This is a genomic window from Campylobacter concisus (assembly GCF_050447505.1).
GTDB classification, from domain to species: domain Bacteria; phylum Campylobacterota; class Campylobacteria; order Campylobacterales; family Campylobacteraceae; genus Campylobacter_A; species Campylobacter_A concisus_BP.
Map to the genome: position 1 here is coordinate 1,136,328 of NZ_JALMFZ010000001.1, position 23,769 is coordinate 1,160,096.

A 23,769-nucleotide genomic window follows, 5' to 3' on the forward strand; every position below is an offset into this window, starting at 1 on the left:
TATCCTTTTTTAAAATTTGCCAAGCACCAAAAAAGGATAAATTTAAGCTAGAAGGTTAAATCTCTTTTTAAGCGCTTAAGCTATTTCTAAGCACTTAAAAAGAAATTCTGTGCTTAGAGATTAGTCTTTCGACGACGCGTTTTTTATTGGGCGGCACATCTGGCACATATCTGATTTCATCTTTTGTCCTTTCAGCTAAAATTAATTTGGCAATTTTAAGGAAAAAAGCTTAAAATCAGATAAAAAATGTGACCTTATTTTTTTGAAATTTTATAGAGATAGTTGCCTAAAACTTGAAAAATTTGAACCATAATGATAAGAATAACCACGGTATAGAGCATGATATCTGGGCGAAATCTTTGGTATCCGTAGTTTATAGCAACAGATCCTAGTCCGCCACCGCCAACTGCGCCAGCCATCGCTGAAAAGCCGATATTTACGATAAGCGTTAGCGTAAATGCCGAGATGATACCAGGAAGTGCTTCTACAAACATCACGCGAAAGATGATCTGAAATTTCGAGCTACCAAAGCTTTGAGCAGCTTCGATGATGCCTTTATCAACCTCTTTTAGGGCATTTTCAATGAGCCTTGCCACAAACGGAGCCGCGCCAATAGTTAGCGGAACGATCGCAGCTGTGGTGCCGATACTTGTGCCTACGATCATTTTTGTGACCGGAAAGAGCACGATGATCAAAATGATAAACGGAAAGCTTCTAAGTACGTTTATAACGATATCAAGTACAAAATAAAGCTGCTTGTTTGGCTTTAGTCCGTCTTTGTCTGAAAGGATGAGCAAAACCGCAGGTATGAGGCCTATGGCAAAGGCGAGCAGGGTAGAGACTATGCTCATATATAGCGTCTCGCCGATAGCTGGCAAAAGTATCCTAGAAAAAACATCTGGAAATTTAGAAAAATCGATACCAAACATCAAGCAACCTCCCACAAAACGCCACTTTGCTTGATATAGTTAAGCACGTTTTCTTTATCTTTTTCATCTATATTTATGACAAGCGAGCCAAGGACGTTGTCGTTTAGCTTTTCAAGCTTGCCCCAGACTATGTTAAAGTCGATATTTAGGCTTCTTGCCATGTGCGTGATTACGCTGTTTTGAGCCACTTCTTTTGGGAAAAATAGCCTGATATTTGTGCCAGTGCTTGGTAAAATTTCAACTTCACCCAAAAACTCTTTCATCTTCTCATCTGGCTTTAAAAATAGCTCTTCGATGCTTCCAGAGCCTATGATCTTGCCACCCTCTAGCAGTATCGCGCGTTTTGCGATAGATTTTACCACCTCCATCTCGTGCGTGACGATGACGACGCTGATATCTAGCTCTTTGTTTATCTTTTCAAGCAGCTCTAAAATTTGATTTGTCGTGTTTGGATCAAGAGCCGAAGTCGCCTCGTCGCTTAGTAAAATTTTAGGATTTAAAGCAAGCGCTCTAGCGATCGCCACACGCTGTTTTTGACCGCCGCTTAGCTCGCTTGGATAGCTCTTTGCCTTGTTTTCAAGACCAACTAAATTTAAAAGCTCTCTCACTCTTTTTTCGGTCTCATAGCTTTTATATCCCCAAAATTTAAGTGGAGTAGCGACGTTTTCAAAGACATTTTTTCTAGCCATCAAGGCAAAATGCTGAAATATCATCCCAACATCTCGCCTTAAATGTCTCTGCTGCGTCTCGTCTAAATTTTTTATCTCTTGATCAAAGACTTTTAGGCTGCCACCTTGATAGCTCTCAAGCCCGTTTATGCACCTTAAAAGCGTTGATTTGCCAGCACCACTGTGTCCCACGATAGCAAAAATTTCGCCCTTTGCAACCTCTAAATTTACATCAAAAAGGATCTGCGTGCCGCCATAAAATTTGGTTAAATTTTCTATTTTTATCACTAAATTTTCCTTATTTTTAACTGCCTAAATTTATAAAATTTCTCGCCTTAGCTCATCAGCGCTCTTTGGCGAAAGAAGTGCTGGGGCTATATCAAATACACTAAATGCGCCACTCTCACCACTTTGTGCCAAGCGATATGCTGCTCTGGCATAGGCTACTAGCACGCTTGCTGTAAATTCTGGATTTGAGTCAAGTTTTAGCGAAAACTCGATCAAGTGTTTGTTCTCGCCATGCTCTCCGCTCACTCCGCTTCGTAGCACAAATCCCCCATGTGGGATACTGCCATGCTCTTTTTTAAGCGTCTCAAGGTCGATAAAATGCACGCTCGTGTCGTAGTCGGCAAAGTAGTTTGGCATCGTTTTTATCTCATGCTCTATACGTACCTTATCAGCGCCGTCCTGCGCCACTACGTAGCAATCACGCAGGTGTTTTTCCCTTGTGGTTAAATTTGGATTTTCCCCAGCGCGAACTCGCTCCAAGGCGCTATCTATGGGCACTGTGTATTGACGAGCGTCTACTACGCCTTTTATCCTGCGTATGGCGTCTGAGTGGCCTTGGCTAACGCCTTTGCCCCAAAATGTGTAACTGCTGCCATTTTCAAGCACGCTCTCGCCAAATAATCTATTTAGCGAAAATAGCCCCGGGTCCCAGCCAACAGCGATGACACCTACATTGCCACCTTTTTTAGCAGCAGCATCCACTGCAGCAAAGTGCTCTGGGATTTTTGCGTGTGTGTCAAAGCTATCGACGACATTAAACTCTTTTGCAAATTCTGGCGTTTGCGTTGGAAGGTCAGTTGCGCTACCGCCACAAAGGACTAAAACGTCAAATTTGCCCTTGTGCGATAAAATTTCATCCACGCTAAAAACTGGCGCACCACACGTTTTTACTTCGCTTGGATCTCTTCGGCTAAAAACCGCCGTAATCTCTAAATCCTTGCTATTTCGCGCCGCAAGCTCGACGCCGCGACCTAAATTTCCATATCCTAAAACTGCTATTTTTATTTTTTCACTCATTTTTGATCCTTTAAATTCTTAAATTTACATGCAAGATAGTGCAGGGCGATAAATTTCATTTTAGTTAGACAATACATTAGCACCCAAGGTAGCGTGACAACAACAAACTGCCAAAGAAACGCCACCCTTCAACTTTTGCCGCAAAACCTACTCGCCAAGAGCCTCAAGCTCTTCGCATACTTTTTTAAATTTAGCCTCAGCGTTCTGCAAAGCCTCTTTGTTTGTCTCTATCACATCTTTTGGCGCATTTGCCACGAAATTTTGGTTATTTAGCATGCCTGAGAGTTTGGCTATCTCTTTTTCAAGCTTTGTCTTTTGAGACCTTAGCCTTGTGATGATACCACTCATATCAAGCCCTTCAAGCGGGACAAATGCCTCTAAATTTTCACTTACATCTCTTATTGAGTTTTCTATTTTTTCATCTACAAAGCCGATCTCTTCGCATTTTGCAAGCAGTTTGATATACTCTTTTACCTCGTCAAGGTCTATTTTTTCATTAAATTTAACAAAGGCTTTTGCTATCTTTGAGTTGCCAAGATCGATAGTAGCTTTTGCACGGCGAATAGCCACGATCGCCTCGATAACTAGCTCAAATTTCTTCTCAACCTCTAAATTTCGCTCTTTTACCTCTGGATAGCTCATTACCATTATTGATTTTGCATTTTCAAGTTGTGTGCCGCTAAGCTCTTGAAATAGATACTCTGAGAGAAACGGCATGAAAGGATTTAGCAGTTTCATCGCCTCTTTAAATATACTTCCAAGCTCTTTTACACTCGCTTTATCAGCCTTGCTTAGCTCAATGCCCCAGTCGCAAAACTCATCCCAAAGGAATTTATAAAGTGTGTTTGCCGCGTCATTAAAGCGGTAGGCGTCGATGTTTTCGCGCACCTCTCTAACGCACTCGTTAAAGCGGCTATTCATATAAATTCCAAGCTTTGTTTCAAGCTTGATATCCTCTAAATTTGGGAATTTACTTTCATTTAGCATTAGGTATTTGCTCGCGTTATAAAGCTTGTTGGTAAAATTTCTTACCTGCTTCATCTTGGCGTCACTTAGCTTGATGTCGCGTCCTTGAACGGCTAAAAGTGTCAGCGTAAAGCGCAAGATATCGGCGCTATACTCATTTATGCTATCAAGTGGGTCGATGACGTTGCCAAGGCTTTTACTCATTTTTCTGCCAAACTCATCTTTTACAAGCGCGTGTAGGTAGATGTCGTCAAATGGCAGCTTGCCAAGGGCATTTTCACCCTGAAACATCATCCTAGCAACCCAGAAGAATAATATATCAAAGCCAGTGATGAGAAGGTTGTTTGGATAAAACTCAGCCAAGTCGCCTTCAAACCATTTTTCATTTTTTAGCTCATTTTCATTGCCCCAGCCAAGCGTGCTAAATGGCCATAGACCAGAGCTAAACCACGTATCTAGCACGTCTGGGTCTTGGTGGATGTTTTTGCTTTTGCACTTTTTGCATTCGCACGGCTCATCCTCGTCAGCCCACATATGACCGCAATCATCGCAGTAAAATACTGGAATTTGATGTCCCCACCAAAGCTGGCGTGAGATACACCAATCTCTTAGCTCTCTCATCCACGCATTAAAGCTGTTTATCCAGTGCGGTGGGTAAAATTTGGCAAGGCCATCTGAGACTTTTTGTATCGCTTCGTCCGCGATCTCTTTTTTGACAAACCACTGCTTTGAGATGTATGGCTCGACGACGTTTTTGCAGCGGTAGCAGTATCCTACTTGGTTTTCGTAGTCTTCTATCTTTTCAACATTGCCAAGTTTTTCAAGCTCGGCTACTACGATATCTCTAGCCTCAAGCCTCTCAAGACCTGCAAATTTATCGCACTTGTCGTTTAAAATACCCTTTTCATCAAATACAGTGATAAACTCAAGGTTGTGTTTTTTGCCTACCTCGTAGTCGTTTTGATCGTGCGCAGGCGTGACCTTAACAAGGCCTGTTCCAAACTCCATATCAACGTGCTCGTCTGCGATGATCTCGATCTCTCTATTTATGATAGGTAGCACCACTTTTTTGCCGATTAATTTTTTATAGCGCTCGTCGTTTGGATTTACCATTACGGCCGTATCGCCGAAATATGTTTCAGGACGGGTTGTAGCCACAACAACAAATTCGCTTGGCTTGTCTGCGAAGTAGTATCTCAAATGATAAAGCTTGCCTTTATTTTCTTTGTGCTCAACCTCGATGTCAGAGAGTGCGCCATCGTGCGTACACCAATTTATCATGTAGTTTTTCTGGACTATTAGCCCTTTGTCGTATAAATTTACAAAGGCTTTTTTTACAGCTTTTCTTAAGCCCTCATCCATAGTAAATCTCTGGCGTGACCAAGCCGGAGTGATGCCAAGTTTTCGCATCTGATGAACTATCATGCCGCCGCTTTTTTCTTTCCACTCCCACACTTTTTCTACAAATTTCTCACGTCCAAGCTCTTCTTTTTTGATCCCTTGAGCCAAAAGCTGCTTTTCAACGACGTTTTGAGTGGCGATACCAGCGTGGTCGAGGCCTGGCTGCCAAAGTGTCTTGTAGCCGTCCATTCTTTTATAGCGAGTCATGATATCTTGAAGTGTGAAGGTTAGGGCGTGTCCGATGTGAAGCGAGCCAGTCACGTTTGGAGGTGGCATCATAATGCAAAATTTACGTCCATCTTTTTGGATATCTTTGTTTGCGTCTATCTCGAAATATCCGCGTTCTTCCCAAATTTTATAAAATTTATCTTCTATCTCTTTTGCATTGTAAAATTCTGCCACTTTTGTATCCTCTTTCGTTTAAAAAATGCTTAATGTTATCTAAAATTTGTTTAAAAAAATCTTTGCAAAAGTGGGGAAATATGGGCTTGGGGCGGTTAAACGCCCCGAAGTTTAGATGACTATTTGACGTTAAAGCTTCTCACGGCTAGGTCGTAGTCATTTTGTCTTTCGTTGTACATATTTTCAGTTGTGACTGCACCAAGTGAGCATTTACCACCAAGTCTTACGCGATAAGGTGTGTAAAGCACGGCGTCTTTTTCGTCGCCACTTAGCGTGTAAAAGCTTAACACGCGGTCATCTTTTATGCTTTTATACTCAACTTGCAAGCTGTTTTTTAAGCTCTTGCTAAAGTTGCTTAAATTTTCATTTATCGGCTCAAAGCAACTACTTACGATCTCGTTTATAACGCCATTTTTAACCATTGTTTTTGAGTTTATCACCACTTTTGAATAGATGACGTCATTTACTTTTAGGCTGTCAAGACCCAGCTCTTTGCCTTTTTCATCGACAAAAACGCGGTAGATATCAAGCTCTTTTGGCTCGATCTTATGCTTAATATCAAGCGGCAAGTAAGCGTAGCTTAAGATAGTCGCATAAAGCTTATTTGAGCCTAGTGGAGTGATGCTAAATTCGCCATTTTTTGTAGTAAATGACGTGCTTAAAAGACCATCAAATTCTTTACTTTCGCCGTTATAGCTAAGCTTAAATTTGTTATTTTTCTCGCCGCTATCTTTGCCAAAGTAGGCATTTAGTGCTCTTAGCGTAAATGCACGCTCTTGCGTTGAGCTTAGCTCATTTAAATTTACTATCAAGAAATTTGCAAGGTCGTCTGAGTAGTCGTTTTTCTCAAAGTATTTTGCGTGCAAGTATAAGATAAAGGCGTTATCTCTTACTTTTGAGCTAAAATCAGATGCATTTTCCTCGCTTGTTTTAACATTTTTGATATCTTTTAGCGCAACCTTTGACTCGTCATTTAGGCCGTTTAGCTTTAGAGCTGCTGCCATTAGGTATTTACTTAGTGCTGTTTTATTGTAGGCTTTATCGTCGTAAATTTTATTTAAGATTGACCTATCAGCCATATTTGCACGTGAGCTTACATAAAGGGCGTAAAGTGCCTCAAGATCGTTGTTTGCGTATTTTAAGAGAGAGTTTAGCGCATTTTGTTTGACGCCTTTGCTTACCTCATATCCAGCCTCGCTAAGATCAAGTAGAACATCAGTTGCAAAGATGCTTGCAAATGCATTTGTCTCGCCTAGATCGCTCCAGTAGCCAAAGCTACCATCTGGTTTTTGCATCTTAACTAGCTCATCTATGCCGCTAACGATAAATCTCTTTTGATCCCCTTTTTCAAGCTCATTTTTTGGTTTTAAATTTAAAAGCGCAAGCAGTCTTGAGCTCCTTTGCTCTGCGCATCCGTAAGGATACTCTACTAAATTCTTTGAAGCTGCTAAAAGCACGCTTGAGACCGAGCTTGACGCATCAACACTCACATCGTGATAGCCTTTTGGGAGTGAAATTTTACTCTCTTTGTCAAAGACGCTGCTCTTTGCGTAGGTGCTGATCGTATAAGGGCTAACGACGTCAAGTAAATTTTGAAGCGTTTTTGAGCTATTTTTGTCGCTTATTGTTATATTGTATTCGCCAGCACCTGTTTCAAGGGCTGAAATTTTAAGCACAAACGCCTTGTTTTCAAGCGGCTTTAGGTTGGCTTTTTCTTGCGTTTTGATGTTTAAATTTTTGCTTGTTACGATGTTTATAGTAAGGTTTTTGTCCGTATTTGTTGTATTTATAAGCCTTAAATTTGCGCTTAATTCATCGCCTTTTAAAAGATAAACTAAAGCGCTTGGCTTAATAATCACATCATCTTTTACTTTTATCTCGCTATTTACGGCGTTCATTTCAGTTGCGTCATTTGCCACAGCATCTACTCTAATGGCGCCGTTAAAGCCATTTGGTGTTTTAAATTCGTATGAAATTTCGCCTTTGTCGTCCGCTTGAAGGCTCACTAAATTTGCATAAGTTTTTACATTTTTGCTATCAACTGGGCTTGCATGCTTTGCCATTTTCGCCGCCACAGCCATCGCCGCCATGTCACCACCAAAGCTTAGCGTTTTGCCCTCGACCTTGTAGTTTGTGAGCATATTATAAATGTCGTAGTCAAAGACGCCATCAGGTAAAATTTTGTCAAAAAACTTAAGCGGATCGGCTGGCTTTTGCGATGTGATATCAAGCACGCCAACATCTGTAATAAATAAATTTACATAAGCTTTTGGCTTTGTTTTTAGTGAAATTTTGATATTTTCATCGCTCTTTGCACTTTTTGGCGCTTCTAAGCTAAGCTCTATCTTTCTTGAAGATTTATCGCCGTTTGCATAGACCTTGCCGTAGGTTCTAAACGGAGTTAGCCCAGCGTCAGTCATGCGGTAGATATTTGCACTCACATAAAGACCACTAAAGTCAAAGTCAAGTTTAAATTTAACGTTTGCTGAGTTGTTTTTGATCTTGACGACCTTATAGGCTTTGACACCTGCATCTTCAAGCGTGACAAGTGCGATGCCTTCTTTTATGGCTGAGCTTATGTCTGCGCTTAGCTCGTCGCCTTTTTTATAGACGCTTTTGTTTAGTTTTATCTGAGACTTGCTAAGCTCTTTTGTAGGGGCTAGGGTTGAGTAGTTGTAGCCGCTCACGTCCATATCAAGGCTCGTGCTCGCACCACTTACTAAATTTGTAGCAGTGATGACGTATGAGCCACTTTGCGTAAATTTATAGCTAAACTCGCCACTATTTTTATAAAAGCTATCCACATCTTCAAGTGTTTGGATCCATTTTATATAGCCGTTTGCGTCCCTTTGATACTGCCATGAGACACGTTTTATATCAAATTTTAAATTTGACTTCACTGCCTTTTGGCTTGGCATATCAACAACGACTGTTCTTATCTTTACATCTTCGTTTGGATCAGCAAATGCCGTGCTAGCAGCGATGCCAACCATATCTTTGTAAGGATAGAGCGTAAAGCTTTTTGCGTCACTTACGTTTTTGCCATCGTCATTTACGTTGAAATTTATGACACCTTTTATTATTGAAGGTGCGTTTTTGGTGTTAAAGCTAAGATCTATCATCTGGCTTGATTTGCCATCTTTTGAAAGAGTTAGGTCATTTTCTATGCTTGGATAGGCAGCTGCTTTTAGGGTGTCGTTTTTAAATTTATACTCTTTAAATTCGCTATTTTTATACTCATCATCAAAGAAGCTAACCTGCATACTGCCAGCTAAGTCGCTAGCTGCTCCGCCAAAGAGATAGCTACTTGTTAAATTTACCTTTACTAGCTCGTTTGCAAAGAATTTATCAGCGTCTATGGCTATGTCATTTTTTATCTTGTTTGGCACGAAGCTCTCGACGTAAAATGGCACGCTTGCTATCACTTTGCTAGCGTAGATTATCTGCATGTTAAATCTACCGCTTAGATCGCTTAAAATTTCTTTTTCAAAATTTATCATGCCAACATCATTTGTATTTTGCGTGATCTGAGCACTACTTTTGCCTTGCGGATCGATAAATTTGATCTTAACTGGCATATTTTTAAGCGGATTAAAGTCCCTATCTCTTAGATAAATAGCACCTTTTAAGCTCTCGTTTGGTCTTATGATATTTGAGGCAAAATGCGTGTAAGCATCGATGCTCTCGCTTGGATTTTGACTGATAAGCTTTGCCTCATTTAGAGCTTCGCCATCTTTTATGATGAGGAAATTTTGCTCTTTGCTAAGTGAGACGACGACTGATGAGATCTCTTTGTAGATATCTTTTTTGTTAAATTTAAAGACGCCAACGTCATTTGTCGCGCCAACTGCGATCTCTTCGTTTCTTTTGCCATAAATTTTTACATTTGCGTTTGGCAGCATTGTGTTTTCGCCAAGGCGGTTTGCAAAGACGAAAATTTCATCCTTGCCAAGCTTTGCATTTATGGCGATGTCGCTTAGATAGACGACCTTTGCGACGCTCTTATCTTTGCCGTAGTTTAAGCTTATCTTATAAACTCCGTCTCCTGCTCCTGTAAAGTCAAGCTTGATCTTATTTAGTGAAATTTCGTTTAATGCACCTTCTAGCTTGTAGCTTTTGCTTGCTACTTTTGAGCTAAAATTGCTTAAATCTTCACTATTGTCGTTGAAATTTAAAAAGTATCTAAAATTTTGATCGCTTAACTTTTCAACGCTCACATTTAGCTCAGGTAAATTTGCACTTCTAATGCCGATCTCTCCAACACTTGAGATATAAGGCTCTTCATTTGTGAAATTTGCAAATGGAGTGAAGTTGCTAGCGACCACCTCATAGGTTTTAGCCTCCTTTACGACATTTCTATCGTCTCCAAAGCCTGGCTTTATCGTGATCTCGTAGCTATTTTGCGGTTTAAACTCATCGCTTGTGATATCAATGTAATAATCATACCCCTCAAGCTCAGAATTTGGCGCGCCATTTTCATCGTCACTTTTATATGCCACGTCGCTTATGCTAAAGCTTTTTACGCCTTTTATCTTTATAAATTTCTTTAGATTATTATCATCGCTTAGCCACTCTTTTAGATAAATTCTAAATGCTAAGATGCCGTTATCAAGGCTTGTTGGATAGATTTTAGCTATCTCAAAGCTTTTAGCTTCGGCATTTATATTTACGCTCTCATCGCTTGCTTGCTCACTAAATTTCACCACGCCATCGCCTGCTAGTTTAGCGCCAAATTTACTCTCAAAATTTTCTCCAAACTCAAAAATAGGCTCGCTTATATTTTTATCAAGATCAAGCTCAAAGCTGTTTTGAGAGAGCTGCAAGGCGTTAAAGCTTGCGCTTTTTACGGCTATTTTTTTCACAAGCTCTTCGCTAACTTCGTCATTAAATTTAAGGATAAATTTGCTATCAGTGAGCTTTTCTATCTTCTCAAGCGCAAATTCTTTCGTCTCAAAGCTAGCGCTGCTGCCATTTTCTAACTTACAGATGTATTCAGCACCTGCGTGCATATCTTTTGTAAAAAGCGTAAAGCTTTGAGCGTTAAATTTCACCGTGCCACTTAGTGCTGGCTCGCACGAGATAAGCTTTTTCTCGCTTAGCGTGCCTATGAGATTTTTGCTAACATCATCTTCTAGCCCAAATTCCACGCTTAAAGGCGACTTCACCTCGACATTGCCATTTAGACTTAAAGCATATAAATTTACTGCTCCTAAAAGTGCTAGAAGTAGCGCTTTTTGCTGCATTTTATCTCCTTAGTTTTATTGTTATTTCACTTTGATTTGAGTTTTGATCAAGGCACTTTAAAGTGTGCTCGCCAAGAGTTAAATCTAGCCTTTTTTCACTTGCATTTTCTATCTTAGAAAAGTTCAAATCATCCACTTTTAGGTAAATTTCATCACCTAAAAACGCGTAGCATTTTAGCATAATTTGTGTTACATTTTCATCTGTCACGATCTCTTCGCCGTCATACGGATAGGCAAAGACTGGCTTTTTGTCTTTAAAAACTTCAGCGCAAGGACTATTTTTGACCTCGTCTTTGTCTAAAAAGCCATTTTTTATCAAAAACTCAAGCTCTTCTCCTCTTAAACTCTCGCACTTATCTTGCAGTTTAACTCCAACTATCCTATCATCAAGTGCCGTTTTTTTGCATGTTTCATAACTAAAAGCATCAAGGCAGGTTGGCACTTTTTCGATGCCCTCTGGCTCGCTCATAAACTCTAAATTTTGCCTTTGCGCCGTGATCTTAAACATATCAAAAACGATCTTTGAAACGTCATTTAGCCCAGTTAGCTTGTCAGTTTTTTCGGCGTTAAAGTTGCCCACCCAGACGGCTATCGTGTAGTCTTCATCGACACCTATGGCGTAAAGGTCGCGTGAGTTTGCGCTAGTGCCAGTTTTAAAGGCGATCTTTGGCGTGTTTTGCGCGTATTGCCAAGCATTTTTTAGATATGACCTTGAGGCCTCGCTCATCATTTTAGCGGTTAGATAGGCGCTTTGAGGCGAGATGAGGGTTATGTTTTTGTCTTCATTTTTGTAGTTTTTGCCAGCAAACTCAAGCGGCCTATAAACGCCATTATTTGCGTATATCGTATAAAGATGCGCAAGATCAAGCAGGCTCATCTCAGCACTACCTAAAACTATCGAAGAGCCGTAAAATTCCTTGTTTTCATCAACTAAATTTACCTTTTCAAGCAGCTCATAAAGCGAGTTGTCTTTTAGTTTTAAGTCTAAATTTATAACTGGGATATTTAGGCTAAAATTTAGAGCGTCTTTTGCGCTCACAAGCCCCAAAAAGTCGTTACTAAAGTTCTTTGGCACATATTCATTCAGATAAATTTGCGTATCTATTAACTGCGAGTTTGGCGTGATAAGCCCGCTATCAAGGGCTAGCGAGTAGATAAAAGGTTTTAGCGTGCTGCCGGTGTTTCGCTTCATATTTAGGGCTGAGTTTTTGCCGTCGCGTGCGCGCTCATCGTGAGAGCCGATAAAGGCAACAACGCTCATTTTTTTATTGTCGATGACTACCGCTGCTGCGTTATTTGCGTTTTTAGCCTTTAGCGAAAACATCGCATCTTTTAAAATTTTAAGCATATCTTTTTGTAAATTTAGATCCAAGCTCGCCTTTGAAATTTGGTTTTTAAAAGCGACATTTGCGTAGTCGCTAGCATTTACGACGGCTCTTATCCTTACATTTTTAAATGGCTCAGCTTGCGCTCTTTTAAACGCACTTAGATCGATTAAATTTGCCTTGTAAAGCATCTTTATAACCCTGTTTTTTAGCGCATTTATATTTGAAACGCGGTCAAGTCTATTTTTATTTGGATTTTTAGGGATCGTGCTTAAAAGTGCGGCCTGAGCGTAGCTAAGCTCATTTAGCTCCTTGCCAAAGTAAAAAAAGCTTGCCGCCTTTGCACCCTCGATATTGCCGCCATACGGGGCTAAATTTAGGTATAAATTTAAAATTTCATCCTTGCTAAAGTGAAGCTCGAGCTGAAATGCTCTAAAAATTTCTTTTATCTTATTTTTATAGCTCCTATCACTTGGCTCAAGCATTCTTGCCACTTGCATCGTGATAGTGCTAGCGCCTATGCGGTTGTCGCTTCTTAGGTTGTGAAAAAATGCCCTAAAAATGGAGGCAAAATTTACGCCAAAATGGTAGTAAAAGTATCTATCTTCAAAGAGAATGACGCATTGTTTTAGCGAGTTTGGGAAGCTTTGCTCGTGAAATCTCCAAATTCCATCGCTACTAAGCTTCATATTTATGATCTCGCCATTTTTATCAAGTAAAATTTTGGCTTCGTCTTTTTTAAGTGCATCTAAATTTAGTGGATAAATTTGATCCAGTATCAAAAAAATAGCGACTATTAAAGCCAAAAATAGGGCAAGGAATTTTAGAAATTTAAACTTTTTCATCCGCGTGATTATAGCTGTTAAAGTTTAAGTAGCTATAATTAGACCTTTTTAAAAAAGAGGAAGACATGCCCTTATCTAGGTTAAACAAAGAACAATACACCGCCGCAACTGCGCCATTTGGACACAATCTCATCATCGCTTCAGCTGGCACTGGCAAGACTAGCACCATAGTCGCTCGCATCGCACATCTTTTAAATTTAGGCGTAAAGCCTGAGAAAATTTTGCTTCTAACTTTCACCAACAAAGCAGCCAGCGAGATGATAGAGCGCTTAAATAGGTATTTTGACAAACAAATCACCTCCAAAATCACCGCAGGCACCTTTCACTCGGTCTCATTTTCGCTTTTAAAAAGCCTTGATAAAGGCGTCACGCTAAAGCAGCCAAGCGAGCTAAAGACGCTTTTAAAAAGTCTTGTTGAGAGGCGTAAATTTTACCATTTAAGCGACGTCAAGCCTTATGGCGGAGCCTATTTATACGATCTTTACTCGCTCTTTCAAAACAGCGAGCAAGGCACAACATTTGGCAAATGGATAAGTGAGAAGAGCGAAGAGCAGGGCGTTTATGCTGAAATTTATGAAGATGTTTTAGAGGAGTTTGAGGCTGAAAAGGCTAAATTTTCTTATGCTGACTTTAACGATCTTCTCATAAAAATGCGTGATGAGTTAAAAAATGGGGCAAATTTAGCTTATGATGAAATTTTGATCGACGAGTATCAAGATACAAACACCCTTCAAGGCAGCCTAATAGACGCATTTAAGACAAAGAGCCTCTTTTGCGTGGGCGATTTTGACCAGAGCATCTATGCATTTAACGGCGCAAATATCGAGATCATTGGCTCATTTAAAGATCGCTTCCCAAACGCAAATATCTACGCTTTAAATGTAAATTACCGCTCAAGCTCAAGCATACTTGCCCTTGCAAACAAGGTCATAAACAACAACCCAAGGCTTTATGAAAAGCACCTCACAGTTAGCCGCGAGGGAAATTTCAAGCCTCCAAGGCTGCTTGTCTATAACGAGCTTTTTGATCAGTATCAAAATATCGCTGATATCATCTCATTTTCGCCATTTAATAGAGAAAATATCGCCATAATTTTTAGAAATAACTCATCAGCTGACGGCATCGAGGTCGCGCTAAAAGAGCGAGGCATCGGCTCAAAGCGAAAGGGCGGGGTGAGCTTCTTTGAGAGCCGCGAGATCAAAGCGCTCATCGACATCATGGGAATTTATGTCAATCCAAAAGATATAATGGCATTTATCCACATCTGCGAATACGCAAAGGGCGTTGGCAGCGCAGTTAGCAAAGAAATTTTTGACGCACTGCTTAAGCTTGGGCATGGAAATTTGATAAAAGGGATAGTTGAGCCAGATGAGAGTGTAAATATCTCATCAAACAAAAGGCGAAACTACCAGCTAGGACTTTTTGACGACCTTGACGAATTTGCCGAGGTTTCAAGGTTTTCTAAGCTTGGCTTTAGCGATAAATTTCTAGGCCACCCTGTGCTAAAACTACAAAAGCTAAGCGAGAGTGGGGCGCAGTTTTTATATGAAATTTACAACTTTTTAAGAGGCATGAGAAATATCTCAAAGCCAGCCACGATGATAAATGAGATAAAAACTAGCAAAATTTACTCGTTAATCGTCGAAAACATCAGCACAAAAAGGGCAACTCTAAAAAATGGCAACGTCGATCTGGCGCTCAAAGAAGAGGTCAAAGAGCGCATAATGGCAAAGAGCGTGGTGCTAAGCGAGCTAGCTAAAAAATATCAAGATATCAGTAAATTTTATAATTTCTTAGCCCTTGGAAGCAACGAGATGAGCGAAGGGCAGGGCGTTAGCTTGCTTAGCGTGCATGCGAGCAAGGGGCTTGAATTTGACCAAGTTTTCATCGTCGATCTCGCGCAAAACCGCTTTCCAAATTTAAAGCTAATGAGCATGGGCGGCAGCCTAGAAGAAGAGAGGCGCCTCTTTTACGTAGCAGTAACAAGGGCTAAAGACGAGCTATATCTTAGCTATGCAAAATACGACAAGATAAAGAAGGTGACCTACCAACCAAGTAGGTTTTTGATAGAGGCTGGCATGGCAAAAGAGGAAGCTTAGAGAGTATTTACTCTTGTGAAGTAGAATTTACCAATTTTTTACAAAGAGAAGCGATGAAAAAAACTAAAATTTTAATAATTCTGCTTATTTTAGGCGTCGGTGGATACTTCGTCTATGATAAATTTTTCAATATAAAAGATGAAAAGGTGGAGTTTATCACTAAAAAGGCAAAGAAGGGCTCATTTAGCAAAAAGGTCGATGCGACTGGAGAAATTTTCGCCACCGAGCTAATCGACGTGGGAGCTCAGGTTAGCGGTCAGATAAAAAAGCTATATGTTAAGCTTGGAGATCAGGTAAAAAAGGGCGATATGATCGCAAGTATCGATAGCTCGACCCAGCAAAATAGCATAGACAATAAAGAGGCTCAGCTTGCCATCTACAAAGCCCAGCTAGAAAGTGCAAAAGTGGCTCTAAATATCGCTAAAACGCAGTTTGATAGAGAAAACGCACTCTTTGCCAAAAACGCTACTTCAAAGCAAGAATTTGAAAGTGCAAAAAACACATATAGTGCAAATAGCGCCAAGATAAAAGAGCTTGAAGCGCAGATCAAGCAGACAAATATCGAGCTAAGCACCGCTAAGATAAATTTAGGCTACACAAAGATCACCGCTCCAAGAGATGGCACCGTTGTAAGCGTGCAGGTAGAAGAGGGTCAAACTGTAAATGCCAACCAAACTACGCCAACTATCGTAAATATCGCCGATCTTAGCCATGTAAAGATGAAGATGCAAATAGCAGAGGGCGACATCACAAAGATCAAAGTCGGCACGCCAGTTGAATACTCGATCCTCTCTGAGCCAACGAAGAAATTTCAAACAACTGTTAGCTCGATCGACCCGGGGCTTACCACGTTAAGTGATGGCAGCTACGGCTCAAGTAGCAGCAGTAAGTCTTCATACTCAAGTAGCTCAAGCAGCAGCTCGGCGGTTTATTACTACGCACAAAGCATCGTTGATAATAAAGATGGAATTTTAAGAATAGGTATGACCACACAAAACGAGCTTTTAATAGCAAACGTCGAGGGCGCCATTATCGTGCCAAGCATAGGCATCAAAAAAGATGAAAACGGCACTTTTGTCTATCTGCTAAAAGATGGCAAGCCAGTAAAAACAGTGGTCAAAACTGGCATAAAAGACAACCTCGATACGCAGATCATTAGCGGCATAAACGAGGGCGATGAGATCATCACATCTCAAGGCTCATCAAGCGAGATCGCTAAGATGATCGCAAAAGAACATAAGAAGTTTTAAGTGATAAGCCTAAAAAACATCACTAAAAGCTTTAAGCTGGGTGACAATGAGATAGAGATCCTGCATGGCATAAATTTAGAGATAAAAAAGGGCGAGTTTATAGCTATCATCGGTCAGTCTGGCTCTGGTAAATCAACCCTGATGAATATCCTTGGCTGCTTAGATAGCCCAAGTGGCGGGCAGTACCTGCTGGACGGCAAAGATATATCAAAATTTGATAGCGACGCACTTGCTAAACTTAGGCGAGATAAATTTGGCTTTATCTTTCAAAGATACAACCTGCTTAGCACGATGAATGCCCTTGAAAACGTAGCGCTGCCAAGCATCTACGCAGGCGCAAATAAGAGCGAGCGAGAAAAAAGAGCTAATGAGCTTCTTGGCTCACTTGGACTTAGCGAAAAGGCGAAAAATTTACCAAACAAACTCTCAGGCGGACAGCAGCAAAGGGTCTCCATAGCAAGGGCGCTGATGAATGGCGGCGAGATCATTTTAGCAGACGAGCCAACAGGTGCGCTTGATAGCAAAAGTGGGCTTAGGGTGATGGAAATTTTAGTTGATCTTTACAAAAAAGGCCACACCATTATCATCGTCACGCACGACCCAAAGATCGCAGAGTATGCAAGCCGTGTGATCGAGATAAAAGATGGCAACATCGTAAGTGACAATGTTAAAAATAGCGAAATTTACGAGGCTAGCAAGCAAACCCAGCCAGAAAAGAGCAAATTTACCTACTATAAAGACCAGCTAATTGAGAGCTTTAAAATGTCGGTAAATGCGATGCTAGCGCACAAACTAAGATCGCTTTTAACGATGCTTGGCATTATTATAGGTATCACAGCAGTCATTAGCGTCGTTGCCCTTGGCAAAGGCTCGCAGGAGCAAATTTTAGCTGGCATCAGAAAGATCGGCACAAATACGATCGACATCATGCCAGGTAAAGGCTTTGGCGATATGCTCTCAGGCAAGGTCAAAACGCTCTCCATAAGCGACGCAAACATGCTTTCCAAGCAGTCCTTTCTAGACTCTGTCACGCCAAATACAAGCACTTCAGGCGTGCTAACCTATGAAAATATCTCGCTAAGTGCGAGCCTAAAAGGTGGCGGAGTAGGGAGCTTTGACGTAAATGGGCTAAAGCTAGAAGAGGGCAGAATTTACGATGATGACGAGGTTTTAAACTCAGCTTCAGTCGCACTAATCGATCAAAACACTAAAAATAGCATCTTTAAAAATGATGATCCTATCGGCAAGATCATACTTTTTAACAAAAAGCCACTTCGCATTATCGGCGTTTTGCAAAAGGATGATTTTAAGATGGGCGATTCAAGCACGCTTAAAATTTACGCTCCATACACGACCGTGCTAAACAAGGTCACAGGGGATAAATTTATAAGCTCGGTCACCGCCAAAGTAAATGAGGGCGTCAATGCGCAAATCGCCGAAAAAACACTAACCGAGCTTTTAGAGATCAAGCACGGCAAAAAGGACTTTTTTACAAGAAACTCAGACAGCATCAAGCAAACGATCGAAGAGACCATCTCGACCATGCGTCTGCTCATCTCAAGCATCGCCGTCGTCTCGCTCGTAGTTGGGGGCATAGGCGTCATGAACATCATGCTAGTCTCAGTCACCGAGCGCACCAAAGAGATAGGCATAAAAATGGCGATAGGTGCTAGACAGAGCAACATTTTGCAGCAGTTTTTGATAGAGGCGGTGCTACTTTGCCTTATCGGCGGAGCCATCGGCATCGTCCTATCCTACGCTATTGGCTACATCTTTAACAACTTCTTAAACGGCTTTAGCATGATCTTTTCAAACGGCTCGATCGTGCTTGCGCTTGTCACGTCGATGGCTATTGGCATCATCTTTGGCTACATGCCAGCTAAAAATGCCTCAAAACTAAATCCAATAGATGCGCTTTCAAGGGAGTAATATGAAATTTCTAAGCCTAGCTTTAGTGCTCGTTTTAAGCGGCTGCGCTGTTAAAAATATAGATGAAAACTATAAGCAAATTTTACTTGAAGATAACGCTAGCCGTGAGCTAAATTTAGACACTTCTTGGTGGAAGCAGTATAAGCAAAGCTACCTTGATGAGCTTGTAGAACTTGCTCTTAAAAACAATACCGACCTTGCAAAAGCTGCGGTAAATGTAAATAAAGCACTCGCTCAAGCTGGTGTTTTGCAGGCAAATTTGATCCCAAGCTTTAATGCTGGTTTTGAGGCTGGAAGTAGCAAAAATATAAAAGAGGGCGGTGCGGTCACTAGAAGTTTTGGCTCAAGCATAGGGCTTAGCTACGAGCTTGACCTTTGGCAAAAGCTAGCAAACAGCAAAGACGCAGCGATGTTTGAAGCAGATGCTACTAAATTTGATCTGGAAGCTGGCAAACTAAGCGTGATAAACTCCGTGGCAGACGTCTATTTTCAAATTTTATATCTAAACGAGAGCATAAAAACCTATGAGCAAATTTTAGAAATTTATAACAAGCTAAATGAGATAGTTGGGCTTAAATTTAAGCTTGGCAAAGAGGAGGCGCTAAGTCTAAAACAGATAAACTCGCAGCTCTTAAGCGCTCAAAATAAGATAGAAAGTGCCAAAAAAGAGCTTGTGAGTGCTAAAAAAACGCTTAGGATTTTGCTAAATGAGAGGCCAGAATTTGAGCTTAAATTTGAAGGTCTCACGCTAAGTCCCGTTAAAAGAGTGGGCGTTGATCTAGATGTGCCAACAAGCGCCATAGCAAACCGACCTGATCTAAGAGCGGCCATTTTCCGCATAGAAGAGGGCATCTTAAACTACAAAGTGAGCCAAAAAGAGTTTTATCCAAGCATCACGCTAGGAGCTAGCCTCAAAAGCAGCACCAACAAAAAAGAGGAAGCCTTTAGCCTTAAATTTCTAAATGGCAACATCGCTTTGAATTTGCCATTTTTAAACTACCACAAGCTAAAGTCAAATTTAAAGGTTAGCGAGGCGAATTTCGAGCTTGCAAAGCTAAACTATATAAGCACTCTAAATAGCGCATTAAACGAGATAGACGCATTTTACAAAGGCTACTTAAATGACGAAGCACTACTTACAAACTACCAAGAGCAGATAAAAAACTACGAAGAAATTTCAAAAATTTACGAGCTAAAATACTCCTACGGCAAAGTCGAGCTAAAGCAGTTTTTAGAGGCGAAAAACAGCGAGCTGGAGGCCAAAATAGGGTTACTAAAAGCAAAATACACACTTTTACAAGATGAGCTAAATATCTACAAAGCCATGGCAGGTAAATTTAATAGGTAAATTTATGAGCTCAGCTTGGGACTACGAGGCAAACGCATGCAGCAAGGATGATAAATTTGGTGCCAAATTTGAAGGTTGCGAGGTCGCTATGGGCGCTCCAACCATTGGCGAGCTACGGCTTTTTGTAAATAGCGAGCACTGTCTAAATTTAAAAAATAAGCCTTCAAACCACGAAAAAAGACTATCAAATTTGGATCAAAATTTAGTCAAAGATAGCAACGCACATCAAATTTTACTTAGCGACAGGGCAACAGCTTGCTTTTTGTTTTCAGACGACTCTAAATTTCTAGCTTTTTCTGAATGGACAGCAGATAAAATGCAGATCGTAAAGATACTTCGCCTAGCCGATATGAGCATAAAAACTGACAACAAACGCAAAAGAGTAGTGGAATTTCTCTCATTTGATGATGGCTTGCTTGAAATTTTAGACTCACCGATCTTTATGCCTAAAAACTACACACTAGATATCCGCACACTTTTTGATTTAATTAACTTAAAAAATAGCTTTCATATCTACATTTGCAAAATTTAGCTACTAGCTCTTAAATTTGCACTCACAAATCTAAAATTTAACGCAAAATATAACTATTTAACATACAAAAAACAAAATTTAGTTTTATAGTTGCGTTAATAGCAAATTTAACTCCTTTCTCAAAATTTTACACGCAATTTCAATATTTGGCGCACAAAAACAAAATACCACGCACTATTCTTATTTTATGCTGCTCTTAAATTTAGCATTCACAAGATCGCCTTATCAGCTTTTTAAAAAGCTTGTGATTAAATTTGTCTCCAAAATACCATCTCAAGCGAGCGCTTTATTTACATTTATCGCAGCTTTTGCAAGGTCGGCGCTCTGCGTTTAAAAGCAAGAACCACAAACTCCAAAGATAGCTCTTGCTCACATTTTTCAAAATAGGGTAGATCAAATTTTAAGTTATGTATAAGATAAATGCAAATTTCACAATTTTTGAAAAGTGTAAAATTTAACTCATTTTCTTACAAATTTTTTTACACCAAATTTAATGGATAATTTTAGATCACACAAAAGATAAAATGCAAAACATAGCCAAATTTAGCCATTTAAAACTTTCAAAAAAGCAGAATAAAGATTTTAAAATATCAATTTGAAAATTACAGTTTTCAATACAAAATATATAAAATATCTTGTATTTTACCTTTTGTCATATTTTAGTATTGCAATTATGGTTGATTTTAAATTTGCTTTTATGCTTGGCGGTTTGAACTTGAAATGGTTAAATTTTAAAAACTGGAGTGATAAATTTTAAAAATAGAAAATGATTTTTGGTTCAAAAGTAAAACTTGCATTTGAAAAATCAAATAAACAGATGTCCTTTGTGTCTGTCAAATTGCAATGAATAAATTTGCGGATTTTTAATAAAACTTATCTTTGATGTTTCTTTGGGTGGTCAAAAAACAGAGCTTTTGCACTGCCCTCTTTTAGCTCTTTAAATTCAGACTCAAACTCTATGCAAAAAATGCCTGAAGTTGGGATATTATCGATCGATGAGTCACTTAGATATTCGCAAATTTCAGTTATGCTTGGATTGTGCGTGATGATGAAAATTTCATCTAAATTTTCATCTAAATTTCTTACAAACTCCAAAAGATCCTCAAAGCTTATGTCGTAAAGCTCGTCTTTTATCTCTATGGATTTTTCTTTAAATTTTAAAGTTTTAGCGATGATTTTTGCTGTTTGCTCGCATCTTTTTGCGCTACTTGAAAAGATAGCTCCAGGCATCACGTCATACATTTTTAGCCTGCTAGCCATAAATTTAGCGTCCTCTTTTCCTTTTGGGCTAAGCTCTCTTGAAGCGTCTTTTGCGCCGTCTTTGTTCTCATCAACTGCTTTTGCGTGCCTTATGAAATAAATTTTGCTCATGATCTATTCTTTGAGAAATTCTTTATCCAATTAAGCTCTTCCTTACTAAATCCAGCCTTTAAGCGGTCCTTTTCGTTGATCTCTCTAATGCTTTTAAATGAATTTGGATATAAATTTAAGATGATGTCAAAGTAGCTTTTCTCATCGACGCCCTCTTTTTTGCAGGCAAATTTAAACCACTTATCACCCTTATAAACGTGAGAAACTTCCTCTTTTAAGATAACTTTTAGGCACTCTATTAGCTCTTCTTGCCCGCCCTCAGCTTCTAGTCTTTTGATGATGTGAGCGTTTGCATCAAGCCCGTTTGCCTCCATATATCTTGGCAGTAGTGCCATGCGGCTAGTAAGCCTATCTGAAGTCTTTTGAAGTGCGATAAATAGGCCATCATGCACACTTAGCTCGCCGTATCTGCCGCCCTGCTTTGTGAGTAAATTTTCTATCATGCAAAAGTGCCTGATCTCATCCTCAGCCACCTCCAGCCAGTCCTCGTAAAACTCCCTTGGTAGCCCTCTAAATCTATAACAAGCATCAAGCGCGATGTCGATAGCGCTAAATTCTATGTGAGTGACCGAGTGGATGAAATTTAGGTTTTTATCTTTTGGCTTTACCTTTTTGTTTAGCTCTTTCATGCTAACAACGTCGCAAAATTTAGCGTAGCACGGGGTAGTTAGCTCATTTGGCGCAGAAATTTCATCAAAACAAATATCCAAATTTGATCTAAATTTCTCGTAAAACAGCTCAAATTTTAAAAATTTAAGCTCCACGTCGCCCTCGTTTAAAATGTCCCAGATCTCATCAAAAAATCTCATCTGCTCTCTTTAAGTAAAATTTAGCGTACAAACAGCCGACAGCCCAGCCTATAAAGTGCGCGTACCATGCGACATTTATGCCCATAAGTAGCGGCAAAAAGCTCATGGCAACAACGATGGCAAAGTAGCCAAACCACGCCTTTTTGTCTGAGTAAAGCACCGAGGTCGCTAGCATGCCAAAGAGCATACACAAAGCGCCGCTTGCACCGACTAAATTTATAAATTTCTCATTTTCAAATGCAAAATATATATAAATAAAGCTTAAAATTTGCGTCAAAACGCCGCCAACGATATAAAAAATGATAAATTTTTTCGTGCCAAGATATAGCTCGCTCATCGTGCCAACTTGATATAAAAAGAGCATATTCATAAGCAAGTGACCTGCACCTGCGTGTATAAAGATAGATGTGAGGGGCTGAAATATATAGAGTTTTTCTAAAAAATAGATATTTAAGCCAAGCGCAAGCCATAGCTCACGCGAGTGCAAAAAGGTGACACCAAAAAATGCAGCTAAATTTAAAAGGATAAGCGCAAATGTAGCTGGGCTACTTAGCTTTGCCATATCCAGCAAATCTGTTTGCCGCTAGGCAGCTAGCGTTTGAGCACCTTACAACGTAGCTATTTATCTCTTTGTCGCCCTTTAGGTGCGTGTTTTTTTGTTTTAAATTCATATAGCTGTGGATTATCTTGCCGCCAGAGTTGTGGATAAATTTGACCGTCTCGTCTGGAAGTATGGCTGTCACGATACCAACGTGAGTGACGTTTTTCTTGTCTTTATTTTTTTGTATGCCTTTGCCAAGAGTGTTTGAAAAGAAGATAAGATCGCCTTTTTTTGGATTTTTATGAGTGATTAAATTTTGGCTTTCATAGAAGTTGTAGATGGCTTTTGACTTTCTGCCACCCTTGCTGTAGTAGTTATTGATAGTTTTTTCATCAAAATACATATTTTTATATTTTGCATTTACGATAGAGACGAAGCCTGAGCAGTCGCCCCCTGCTCTAGTATTTAAGTATTTTTTAAAAAATGAACCAAATTCTTTATCTGCTCTGCCGTCATCTTCGTCTAAAAGCTCACTTGAAGTTTGCCTGCTAAAGTCTTCGTTTGTAGAGGCGGTTTGATTGTAGTCATTTTGTGGGATTTTAGGCTCATTTGAGGTGAAAGAACAACCTGTAAAAAGTGCAATGCAGAGTGCAAAAAATATTCTTTTATTTATTAAACTTAACATATTTTTATCCAAAATAATTAATTTTCGTAATTTTAACTCTTAAATGTAAATAAAGCGAAAATAGCGCCCTGTTTTCTTTACTCTAAGTTTAAAAACAATATAATCGGCAAAAAATATATTT

At 39.8% G+C, this 23,769-nt stretch carries 16 protein-coding genes; 5 read left to right on the plus strand and 11 right to left on the minus strand.

From position 1 onward, the window contains the following. Positions 1-254: 254 nt before the first annotated feature. The 7 genes from MTT09_RS05720 to pbpC all read right to left on the minus strand — a co-directional run bounded on the left by MTT09_RS05720 (position 255) and on the right by pbpC (position 13,084). Positions 255-929 (minus strand): methionine ABC transporter permease, encoded by a 675-nt coding sequence (locus tag MTT09_RS05720; protein WP_021086223.1) that lies wholly within the window; start codon positions 927-929, stop codon positions 255-257. Further along, positions 929-1,885 (minus strand): methionine ABC transporter ATP-binding protein, encoded by a 957-nt coding sequence (locus MTT09_RS05725; RefSeq protein WP_429803068.1) that lies wholly within the window; start codon positions 1,883-1,885, stop codon positions 929-931. Before MTT09_RS05725 ends, MTT09_RS05720 begins: the two co-directional genes overlap by 1 nt. A 30-nt stretch (positions 1,886-1,915) precedes the next feature. Further along, positions 1,916-2,902 carry a diaminopimelate dehydrogenase gene (locus MTT09_RS05730; protein WP_149700359.1) on the minus strand — a complete coding sequence of 329 codons (987 nt, stop codon included), beginning with the start codon at positions 2,900-2,902 and terminating at the stop codon, positions 1,916-1,918. Next, positions 2,899-3,027, minus strand: a complete 129-nt coding sequence (locus MTT09_RS05735; RefSeq protein WP_262974797.1) for a hypothetical protein — start codon at positions 3,025-3,027, stop codon at positions 2,899-2,901. Before MTT09_RS05735 ends, MTT09_RS05730 begins: the two co-directional genes overlap by 4 nt. A gap of 22 nt (positions 3,028-3,049) precedes the next feature. Next, positions 3,050-5,671 (minus strand): valine--tRNA ligase, encoded by a 2,622-nt coding sequence (locus MTT09_RS05740; protein WP_429803070.1) that lies wholly within the window; start codon positions 5,669-5,671, stop codon positions 3,050-3,052. A 119-nt stretch (positions 5,672-5,790) separates the two neighbouring features. Further along, positions 5,791-10,914 (minus strand): alpha-2-macroglobulin family protein, encoded by a 5,124-nt coding sequence (locus MTT09_RS05745; protein WP_429803072.1) that lies wholly within the window; start codon positions 10,912-10,914, stop codon positions 5,791-5,793. Position 10,915: 1 nt separating this feature from the next. Continuing rightward, complete coding sequence (pbpC, locus tag MTT09_RS05750) at positions 10,916-13,084, minus strand: penicillin-binding protein 1C (protein WP_429803074.1); 2,169 nt, start codon at positions 13,082-13,084, stop codon at positions 10,916-10,918. Between the two features lie 65 nt (positions 13,085-13,149). Here pbpC and MTT09_RS05755 point away from each other — a divergent pair, with 65 nt between their 5' ends. Genes MTT09_RS05755 through MTT09_RS05775 form a run of 5 tightly spaced genes read left to right on the plus strand, consistent with a single transcriptional unit; the run spans position 13,150 to position 20,242 of the window. Next, positions 13,150-15,183, plus strand: a complete 2,034-nt coding sequence (locus MTT09_RS05755) for an ATP-dependent helicase (RefSeq protein WP_429803076.1) — start codon at positions 13,150-13,152, stop codon at positions 15,181-15,183. A 53-nt stretch (positions 15,184-15,236) separates the two neighbouring features. Beyond that, on the plus strand, positions 15,237-16,433 hold the full coding sequence (locus MTT09_RS05760; RefSeq protein ID WP_429803078.1) for an efflux RND transporter periplasmic adaptor subunit: 1,197 nt from the start codon (positions 15,237-15,239) through the stop codon (positions 16,431-16,433). Next, positions 16,434-18,362, plus strand: a complete 1,929-nt coding sequence (locus MTT09_RS05765) for a MacB family efflux pump subunit (protein ID WP_429803080.1) — start codon at positions 16,434-16,436, stop codon at positions 18,360-18,362. It begins immediately after the preceding gene. Between the two features lies 1 nt (position 18,363). Then, positions 18,364-19,710 carry a TolC family protein gene (locus tag MTT09_RS05770; protein WP_429803082.1) on the plus strand — a complete coding sequence of 449 codons (1,347 nt, stop codon included), beginning with the start codon at positions 18,364-18,366 and terminating at the stop codon, positions 19,708-19,710. A gap of 4 nt (positions 19,711-19,714) precedes the next feature. Then, on the plus strand, positions 19,715-20,242 hold the full coding sequence (locus MTT09_RS05775; RefSeq protein ID WP_429803084.1) for a flagellar protein: 528 nt from the start codon (positions 19,715-19,717) through the stop codon (positions 20,240-20,242). 873 nt (positions 20,243-21,115) lie between these two features. Here the strand turns inward: MTT09_RS05775 and MTT09_RS05780 are convergent. From MTT09_RS05780 to MTT09_RS05795, 4 genes are read right to left on the minus strand one after another with little or no spacing between them, the layout of a single operon-like run. Further along, entirely contained in the window at positions 21,116-21,613 is a 498-nt protein-coding gene (locus MTT09_RS05780; protein ID WP_021086783.1) for a SixA phosphatase family protein, read from the minus strand. Continuing rightward, positions 21,610-22,422, minus strand: a complete 813-nt coding sequence (locus tag MTT09_RS05785; protein ID WP_429803086.1) for a ferritin-like domain-containing protein — start codon at positions 22,420-22,422, stop codon at positions 21,610-21,612. The genes MTT09_RS05780 and MTT09_RS05785 overlap by 4 nt, the downstream gene beginning before the upstream one ends. Continuing rightward, the gene (locus tag MTT09_RS05790) at positions 22,409-22,984 is read right to left on the minus strand and encodes a rhomboid family intramembrane serine protease (protein ID WP_429803088.1); all 576 of its coding nucleotides are present in this window, start codon (positions 22,982-22,984) and stop codon (positions 22,409-22,411) included. The genes MTT09_RS05785 and MTT09_RS05790 overlap by 14 nt, the downstream gene beginning before the upstream one ends. After that, positions 22,968-23,648 carry an NlpC/P60 family protein gene (locus MTT09_RS05795; protein WP_103605644.1) on the minus strand — a complete coding sequence of 227 codons (681 nt, stop codon included), beginning with the start codon at positions 23,646-23,648 and terminating at the stop codon, positions 22,968-22,970. Before MTT09_RS05795 ends, MTT09_RS05790 begins: the two co-directional genes overlap by 17 nt. Positions 23,649-23,769: the final 121 nt, after the last annotated feature.

Coding starts and splice junctions, on each gene's coding strand:
- MTT09_RS05755 (WP_429803076.1), top strand. CDS start 13,150: ATGCCCTTATCTAGGTTAAACAAAGAACAATACACCGCCGCAACTGCG.
- MTT09_RS05775 (WP_429803084.1), top strand. CDS start 19,715: ATGAGCTCAGCTTGGGACTACGAGGCAAACGCATGCAGCAAGGATGAT.
- MTT09_RS05780 (WP_021086783.1), bottom strand. CDS start 21,613: ATGAGCAAAATTTATTTCATAAGGCACGCAAAAGCAGTTGATGAGAAC.
- MTT09_RS05790 (WP_429803088.1), bottom strand. CDS start 22,984: ATGGCAAAGCTAAGTAGCCCAGCTACATTTGCGCTTATCCTTTTAAAT.
- MTT09_RS05770 (WP_429803082.1), top strand. CDS start 18,364: ATGAAATTTCTAAGCCTAGCTTTAGTGCTCGTTTTAAGCGGCTGCGCT.
- MTT09_RS05795 (WP_103605644.1), bottom strand. CDS start 23,648: ATGTTAAGTTTAATAAATAAAAGAATATTTTTTGCACTCTGCATTGCA.
- MTT09_RS05785 (WP_429803086.1), bottom strand. CDS start 22,422: ATGAGATTTTTTGATGAGATCTGGGACATTTTAAACGAGGGCGACGTG.
- MTT09_RS05730 (WP_149700359.1), bottom strand. CDS start 2,902: ATGAGTGAAAAAATAAAAATAGCAGTTTTAGGATATGGAAATTTAGGT.
- MTT09_RS05760 (WP_429803078.1), top strand. CDS start 15,237: ATGAAAAAAACTAAAATTTTAATAATTCTGCTTATTTTAGGCGTCGGT.
- MTT09_RS05720 (WP_021086223.1), bottom strand. CDS start 929: ATGTTTGGTATCGATTTTTCTAAATTTCCAGATGTTTTTTCTAGGATA.
- MTT09_RS05745 (WP_429803072.1), bottom strand. CDS start 10,914: ATGCAGCAAAAAGCGCTACTTCTAGCACTTTTAGGAGCAGTAAATTTA.
- pbpC (WP_429803074.1), bottom strand. CDS start 13,084: ATGAAAAAGTTTAAATTTCTAAAATTCCTTGCCCTATTTTTGGCTTTA.